Origin of the sequence: Zoogloea sp. LCSB751 (assembly GCF_002028455.1) — a bacterium.
GTDB lineage: Bacteria > Pseudomonadota > Gammaproteobacteria > Burkholderiales > Rhodocyclaceae > Zoogloea.
Genome location: NZ_MWUM01000692.1, coordinates 1 through 231, shown reverse-complemented (window position 1 = coordinate 231; position 231 = coordinate 1). Strand labels below are relative to the sequence as shown.

The following is a 231-nucleotide window of genomic DNA, read 5'->3' as shown; positions in this document are numbered from 1 at the left end:
CGCCAAGGCGAATGCCGGATCGCTGCATTCGATGGAATGAAGCTCTTTTGAGAAGAGAACGTCTTCAGCGGTTCGTGCGGACAGGAGCAGCGCTGTCGGCACGACCTGGGCTAGTGCGCGGCGCTGCCGGATCATCGCCATCAACGGCACGAGGCCGGAGCCTGCCCCGATCAACAGCACTGGGTCTATGGCAGGTTCAGGCCATAGGAAATGGCCGCCGAGCGGACCACG

The 231-nt window shown here is 62.8% G+C and carries 1 pseudogene; it reads right to left on the bottom strand.

Features of this window, described 5'->3' with window-relative positions:
- Window positions 1-231 (bottom strand): annotated as a pseudogene (locus B4920_RS28210) (oxidoreductase); the annotation flags it as partial.